The organism is Peribacillus sp. P4_D6 (assembly GCF_056401795.1).
Window position 1 is genome coordinate 1 of sequence record NZ_JBFUIQ010000175.1, and the last position, 6,097, is coordinate 6,097.

Annotated in this window: 8 protein-coding genes; 7 read left to right on the top strand and 1 reads right to left on the bottom strand. The window is 41.1% G+C overall.

The window, feature by feature from the left end:
• The first annotated feature begins 617 nt into the window (after window positions 1-617).
• From AC1DVB_RS24530 to AC1DVB_RS24550, 5 genes are all read left to right on the top strand, one after another.
• Window positions 618-1,421: a transporter substrate-binding domain-containing protein gene (locus tag AC1DVB_RS24530; RefSeq protein ID WP_170946886.1), complete on the top strand. Its 804-nt coding sequence runs from the start codon at window positions 618-620 to the stop codon at window positions 1,419-1,421.
• A gap of 119 nt (window positions 1,422-1,540) precedes the next feature.
• A complete protein-coding gene (locus tag AC1DVB_RS24535) occupies window positions 1,541-2,200 on the top strand; it encodes an amino acid ABC transporter permease (protein WP_057278878.1) in 660 nt (219 codons plus the stop codon).
• The gene (locus AC1DVB_RS24540) at window positions 2,193-2,915 is read left to right on the top strand and encodes an amino acid ABC transporter ATP-binding protein (protein WP_477591372.1); all 723 of its coding nucleotides are present in this window, start codon (window positions 2,193-2,195) and stop codon (window positions 2,913-2,915) included. Before AC1DVB_RS24535 ends, AC1DVB_RS24540 begins: the two co-directional genes overlap by 8 nt.
• Before the next feature lie 190 nt (window positions 2,916-3,105).
• Window positions 3,106-4,095: an aromatic acid exporter family protein gene (locus tag AC1DVB_RS24545; protein WP_477591374.1), complete on the top strand. Its 990-nt coding sequence runs from the start codon at window positions 3,106-3,108 to the stop codon at window positions 4,093-4,095.
• 30 nt (window positions 4,096-4,125) lie between these two features.
• Window positions 4,126-4,641 (top strand): L,D-transpeptidase, encoded by a 516-nt coding sequence (locus tag AC1DVB_RS24550; RefSeq protein WP_095678587.1) that lies wholly within the window; start codon window positions 4,126-4,128, stop codon window positions 4,639-4,641.
• A gap of 44 nt (window positions 4,642-4,685) precedes the next feature.
• On the opposite strand, the gene prli42 is transcribed toward AC1DVB_RS24550, so the two are convergent.
• A complete protein-coding gene (gene prli42, locus AC1DVB_RS24555) occupies window positions 4,686-4,781 on the bottom strand; it encodes a stressosome-associated protein Prli42 (protein ID WP_156404416.1) in 96 nt (31 codons plus the stop codon).
• A 167-nt stretch (window positions 4,782-4,948) separates the two neighbouring features.
• Here prli42 and mce point away from each other — a divergent pair, with 167 nt between their 5' ends.
• Complete coding sequence (mce, locus tag AC1DVB_RS24560) at window positions 4,949-5,374, top strand: methylmalonyl-CoA epimerase (protein WP_095678588.1); 426 nt, start codon at window positions 4,949-4,951, stop codon at window positions 5,372-5,374.
• Window positions 5,371-6,097 (top strand): acyl-CoA carboxylase subunit beta (locus AC1DVB_RS24565; protein ID WP_477591377.1); only part of this gene is annotated, 727 nt, incomplete at its 3' end. The genes mce and AC1DVB_RS24565, both read left to right, overlap by 4 nt.

Sequence of the window (6,097 nt, forward strand, 5' to 3'; positions counted from 1 at the left end):
CCGCTTGCGGTGAGGAGGCTCAGCAGACAGTCGGCGGAAAGGGAGCGGATTTCAGAAATCAAGCTGGAACGTCTTTTACATAAAAAGCTGCAGCGATCTAGTTCTATATGGTTTTTTATTGTTTTATGAACTCTAATTGGATTGAAGAAAGCTGTGACACTCCTGCCGAGTAACTGGCTAGCCGAGACCCCATAGGCGCTTGCACTGAGGAGGCTTGGCATACAGTCGGCGGAAAGGGAGCGGATTTCTGGAATCAATAGAAATACTTTTTTAAGAAAAAAACTATAAGAAAACTGGCTTTTGTTCGAATTTTGTCTACAGTCTGAACCCGCCCAATCGGTGGGTTTTTTTATTCATGAAATTGCATAAGTCAGGAACTTTTGGGAAAGAAGATAGATATGGAGGCGCATATATTACCTTTAATGAGAAAGCACGAAGCCTAGATGTGTAATTGTGATAATATTCTGAAAAATGAATCTATTATTTACGTTATTGAATAATTATTAGAGTGTGTTAAAATACACATTAGTRTATGAATATTAGTTGTTCGAAATTTAACTAACCTAATTTAAAAACAAGAGAATTGAAAATATCATTTTGGAGGAATAATAATGAAGTTGAAAAAGCAGTTAGCATTGTTGCTTACTTCTATTTTATTAGTAGGTATTTTAGCGGCATGCGGAACATCAGAGAAAGAAGATAAGAACACAGCTGACAATGAAGACAAGAAGGTCCTGGTAATGGGAACATCTGCGGATTATCCGCCATTTGAATTTGTTGAAACATCTAAAAGTGATGAAATCCAAGGATTTGACATTGATATCGCTAAAGCAATCGGAAAAAAATTAGGTTATGAGGTCGAAGTGAAGGACATTGACTTTAATAGTCTTGTGCCTGCCCTGGAAAATAAATCGGTCGATTTCGTTATCTCCGGAATGACTCCAACAGAAAAACGTGAGCAATCAGTCGATTTCAGTGATATTTACTATACAGCTAAAAACATGATCATCACGACAAAGGACAGTAAAATCAAAACTGTTGAAGATTTAAAAGGGAAAACGGTAGGCGTACAGCTTGCATCCATTCAGGAGACATTGGCAAATGACTTGAATAAATCCCAAGATATCGGGATGAAAGTTGAAAAACGGAATCGTATTCCTGAGGTTGTTCAAGAAATGTCAACAGGACGTTTTGACGCCGTGATCATGGAAGATACTGTTGCAAAAGGCTACTTGAAAGATAATAAAGAATTGGTTGGCCATTTGATCAAGTCTGGTGATCAAGATGCCGGTTCGGCAATCGCTTTCCAAAAAGGAAGCAAGTTAACTGAAGAATTCAATGCCGAGTTGAAAAAAATGATGGAAAATGGTGAAATGGAAAAATTAATATTAAAATGGTTCGGTGGCAGTGAAACTGAATAAACCAGAGAGATGAAAAGCGTTCAGAATGCCTTCTGAACGTTTTTCCGCGCTTTATTGTTAATAAAATGAAGCAGGAGGAAGGCCCAAGATAACGGCCTTCATAAGAGAGGATGAATGGAGTGAATCTGGAATTTGAAAGGATTATGCCTTCCCTTCCATATATCCTGGAGGGAATGCCGACTACATTAAAGGTTGTAGCGGTAGCGGCAGTAATCGGATTTGTTTTGGGAATATTATTATCTATACTTAAAATCAGCAGAATCAAGCCATTGAATTGGATTGCTGACTTTTATACATCCATTTTTCGCGGTACCCCTTTGGTGCTGCAATTAATGCTGATTTATTTTGGTTCACCACAAATATTAGGAATTCAAATCGAAGCGTTCCAAGCAGCATTTTTAGCATTCGGGCTAAATTCAGCTGCATATATCTCTGAAATTATCAGGGGAGGCATTTTAGCGGTCGATAAAGGCCAACGAGAGGCTGCACTTGCACTTGGGGTTCCCTATTCAGGGATGATGCTTAATATTATCCTTCCGCAGGCCATCAAGAACATCCTGCCATCCCTTGTTAACGAATTGATTTCCTTAACGAAGGAATCAGCCGTTGTCACAATTATTGGATTAGGGGATATCATGCGCCGTGCTTATATTGTCGGCGGTGAGACATATAAATTCTTCGAGCCGATTTTATTTGCCGGTCTCATTTATTATGTGATGGTCATGATTCTCACCATCTTAGGCAAAGTGATTGAAAGGAGAATGAGACGCAGTGATTAAAATTGATGGACTCAAAAAAAATTATGGTAAGCTCGAGGTTTTAAAGGGAATCAGCACCGAGATAGGACAGGGTGAAGTGGTAGCGATCATCGGTCCATCCGGTTCGGGAAAATCAACTTTCTTGCGCTGCATCAATATGCTTGAAACTCCAACTGATGGTCAAATCAGGTTTAAAGATCAAATCATCACTGATAAAAAGACCAATATCATGAAAGTGCGTGAAAATGTCGGAATGGTATTTCAGCATTTTCATTTATTTCCACATAAAACCGTACTGGAGAATCTGATATATGCACCTATGAAGGTGAAAAAATTATCAAAGGCCGAGGCTGTAAAACAAGCTCGTGAGCTGTTGACTAAAGTCGGTTTGGCCGATAAAGAATCGACTTATCCGAATCGTCTGTCAGGCGGACAAAAACAAAGGGTCGCGATTGCACGGGCATTGGCAATGAACCCGGAAGTAATGCTTTTCGATGAGCCGACTTCAGCGCTTGACCCCGAGATGGTAAAAGAAGTGCTCGAGGTTATGAAGTCACTGGCACATACGGGGATGACCATGCTGATTGTAACGCATGAAATGGGCTTCGCCAAAGAAGTGGCCRATCGTGTACTATTCCTGGACGGGGGTCTGCTCGTTGAGGAAAGTGCTCCGGAAGATTTCTTTTCCAATCCGAAAAGCCAGCGTGCAAAAGACTTCTTGGAAAAAGTTTTATAAGCTAAAGCAAATAGTATATAATTGTGAAAAAAGGTAACGTTTAGTTACCTTTTTTATTTTTTTCCTATAATGTATTTTTGCGTGCATGTATTTAGAAAAATTGGAAATTTAACTCGCAAAGGACTGTAAAAATTTCTGATTTCCTGATAGTATTATAATAGATGGAGAAAGAGCCAGGTGATACATAACAATGTTTAAAATCGGATACAGGACGATTAAAACTGCTTTGGGGGCCACCCTGGCAATTATTATTGCACAAATGCTTAATCTCGAATATTTCTCTGCCGCGGGAATCATTGCGATCTTATGCATCCAAGTTACAAAAAAGAAGTCGGTGTATGCCTCCTGGCACCGGTTTTTAGCTTGTTTGATCGCAATGGCCTATGCATCCCTATTATTTCAGTTCATCGCATTCCATCCGCTGATAATAGGTTTGATTCTCTTGATTTTCATTCCAACGGCAGTTGCCTTGAAGATTAATGAGGGGATCGTGACTAGTAGCGTCATCATCATGCACCTATACGGGTCCGGTGACATCACTTTTTCCCTGCTGATCAATGAAACGATATTAATTGCAGTTGGAGTCGGAGTGGCACTTGTCATGAATCTGTACATGCCCAGTGTCGATGACAAACTGCTGGCCTATCAGGAAAGTATCGAAACGAACTTCAGTGCGATCTTGATGGGAATTGTCCGCTATTTGAGGGATAATGATCACACATGGGATGGTAAGGAAATCACTGAAACAGCCAATCTTCTTAATCAAGCCAAGAGCCTTGCCTTCAGGGACGTGGAAAATCATTTCTTAAGGGAAGAAGACCTCTATTACCATTATTTCAAAATGCGTGAAAAGCAATTTGAAATAATTGAACGAATTCTTCCCCTGGTCACGAATATTCMGTTGGTCGTCAAGCAAAGCGGGATAGTGGCTGATTTTATAGAAGATTTGGCAGAAAACGTCCACCCACAAAATACGGCCATCCTTTATCTGAGGAAGCTTGAAGAAATGGAGATTCATTTTAGGGGAATGCCACTGCCGCAGACACGTGAAGAGTTCGAATCCAGGGCTGCATTACTGCAGCTCATGAAGGAAATGGAGCGCTATTTATTGTTGAAGCATTCCTTCAAGGGATTACCCAAGCTGACCGGAAACCGAATGAAAAAGAGGCACTTGGCTTAAACTAAGCAAAAAAGAAAAGGAATGATACAAATGAAATGGATCCTTTCTTTGTTGCTCATCCTATCTTTGTGGCCGTTACAGGTACAGGCCCAGCCTCAATCGGTTAAGCCTGGCGATCCATTTATCATCATCAATAAAGCCAACAATAAATTGGCGTTCATTGATGATAACGAGGTCAAGGAGATTCTGCCGGTCGGTACGGGAAAGAGTCAGGAACTGACACCTGAAGGGATTTTCACGGTCAAAGTAAAAGCGGTCAATCCATATTACCGGAAAAAGAATATTCCTGGCGGTGATCCCAGGAACCCTTTGGGGTCTCGGTGGATTGGATTCGACGCGCGAAATACCGATGGGAGGATATACGGCATACATGGTACGAATCAGCCATCATCGATTGGTAAATATATTTCAAATGGCTGTGTACGGATGCATAAATCCGATGTGGAGCGTTTGTACGAAAAAGTCCCCATCGGCACCAAGGTGTTGATCACCCTATCGAACGAGGATTTCAAAACGCTGGCTAAGAAAAATGGAGCGATAAAATAAAAAGAGAGGGAAGCTTTTTGCTCCCCTCCCCAATACGTTGTCTATTACAAAAGAAATGCGATCCCTGATAATAAGCTCATTAATAACATTGAGATAAGCATTAAATACACGACGATCTTTCTGATTTTCTTGTTTCCCATATGCTCTCTCCCTTAATACAGTTTGATTGATTTTATTTTAACTTGAACATTTAGCAGAGACAAGTAAAAGTATAATGTTCATATTATTCCGAATCTTAAAAGGCTTTAATGCAAGATTAGTAGTATTTTAATGGAGTCATCCAATAATACATAGCATGGGGGTTTTTATGATGATTAAAAATATCGATCATATCGGTATTGCCGTCAAGTCACTAGATGTAGCCTTGCCGCTTTACACGGAGACGTTGAAGTTGAAACTTGAAGGAATCGAGACAGTGGAGAGCCAAGGAGTGAAAGTGGCCTTCATCCTGGCAGGCAATACCCGTTTGGAATTGTTGGAAGCGTTGTCACCTGCAAGCCCAATCGCCAAATTCATCGAAAAACGCGGTGAAGGGATTCATCATGTGGCACTAGGCGTCGATGACATCGAAGATAGAATAAAAGAAATCAAAGAAGCTGGATTGCGCATGATTGATGATTCATCAAGAAAGGGAGCGCACAATGCGGATGTTGCTTTCGTTCATCCCAAGTCTACCGCGGGAGTATTATATGAGCTTTGTGAACAAGCATTATCAAAGGAGGAGCAGAAATGACAGACATTTATGATACGATCAATGACCTATATGACAGACGCCGAAAAGTGGAAATGGGCGGCGGTGAAGAAAGAATCGATAAGCAGCATGAAAAGGGCAAACTTACGGCAAGGGAAAGAATTGAACTTCTAGTTGATCCAGGTACTTTCATCGAGCTTAATCCTTTTATCAAACATCGTAATACCAATTTCGGCATGGAAAAGGAAGAAGGGCCTGGAGAAGGGGTTGTCACCGGTTACGGAAAAGTCAACGGCCGCGACATTTATCTGTTTTCACAGGATTTTACTGTTTTTGGCGGTGCACTCGGTGAAATGCATGCCCTGAAAATTGCCAATGTTATGGATTTGGCAGCGGAAAATGGAGCCCCTTTCATAGGTTTAAACGATTCTGGCGGGGCGCGAATTCAAGAAGGCGTAGTTTCGCTTGACGGATATGGCCAAATATTTTACCGGAATTCCATATATTCAGGGGTCATTCCACAGATTTCGGTTATTATGGGACCTTGTGCAGGCGGAGCCGTATATTCCCCAGCCATTACCGACTTTGTTTTCATGGTTGAAAAAACGAGCCAAATGTTCATAACAGGTCCTAAAGTCATTGAAACGGTTACAGGAGAAAAGATTTCATCCGAAGGATTGGGCGGAGCGGCTGTACATAATACCATAAGCGGTAATGCCCATTTCAAAGGAGCATCTGAGGAGCAAGTTTTGGCAGACGTTAGAC

Coding starts and splice junctions, on each gene's coding strand:
- AC1DVB_RS24550 (WP_095678587.1), top strand. CDS start 4,126: ATGAAATGGATCCTTTCTTTGTTGCTCATCCTATCTTTGTGGCCGTTA.
- prli42 (WP_156404416.1), bottom strand. CDS start 4,781: ATGGGAAACAAGAAAATCAGAAAGATCGTCGTGTATTTAATGCTTATC.
- mce (WP_095678588.1), top strand. CDS start 4,949: ATGATGATTAAAAATATCGATCATATCGGTATTGCCGTCAAGTCACTA.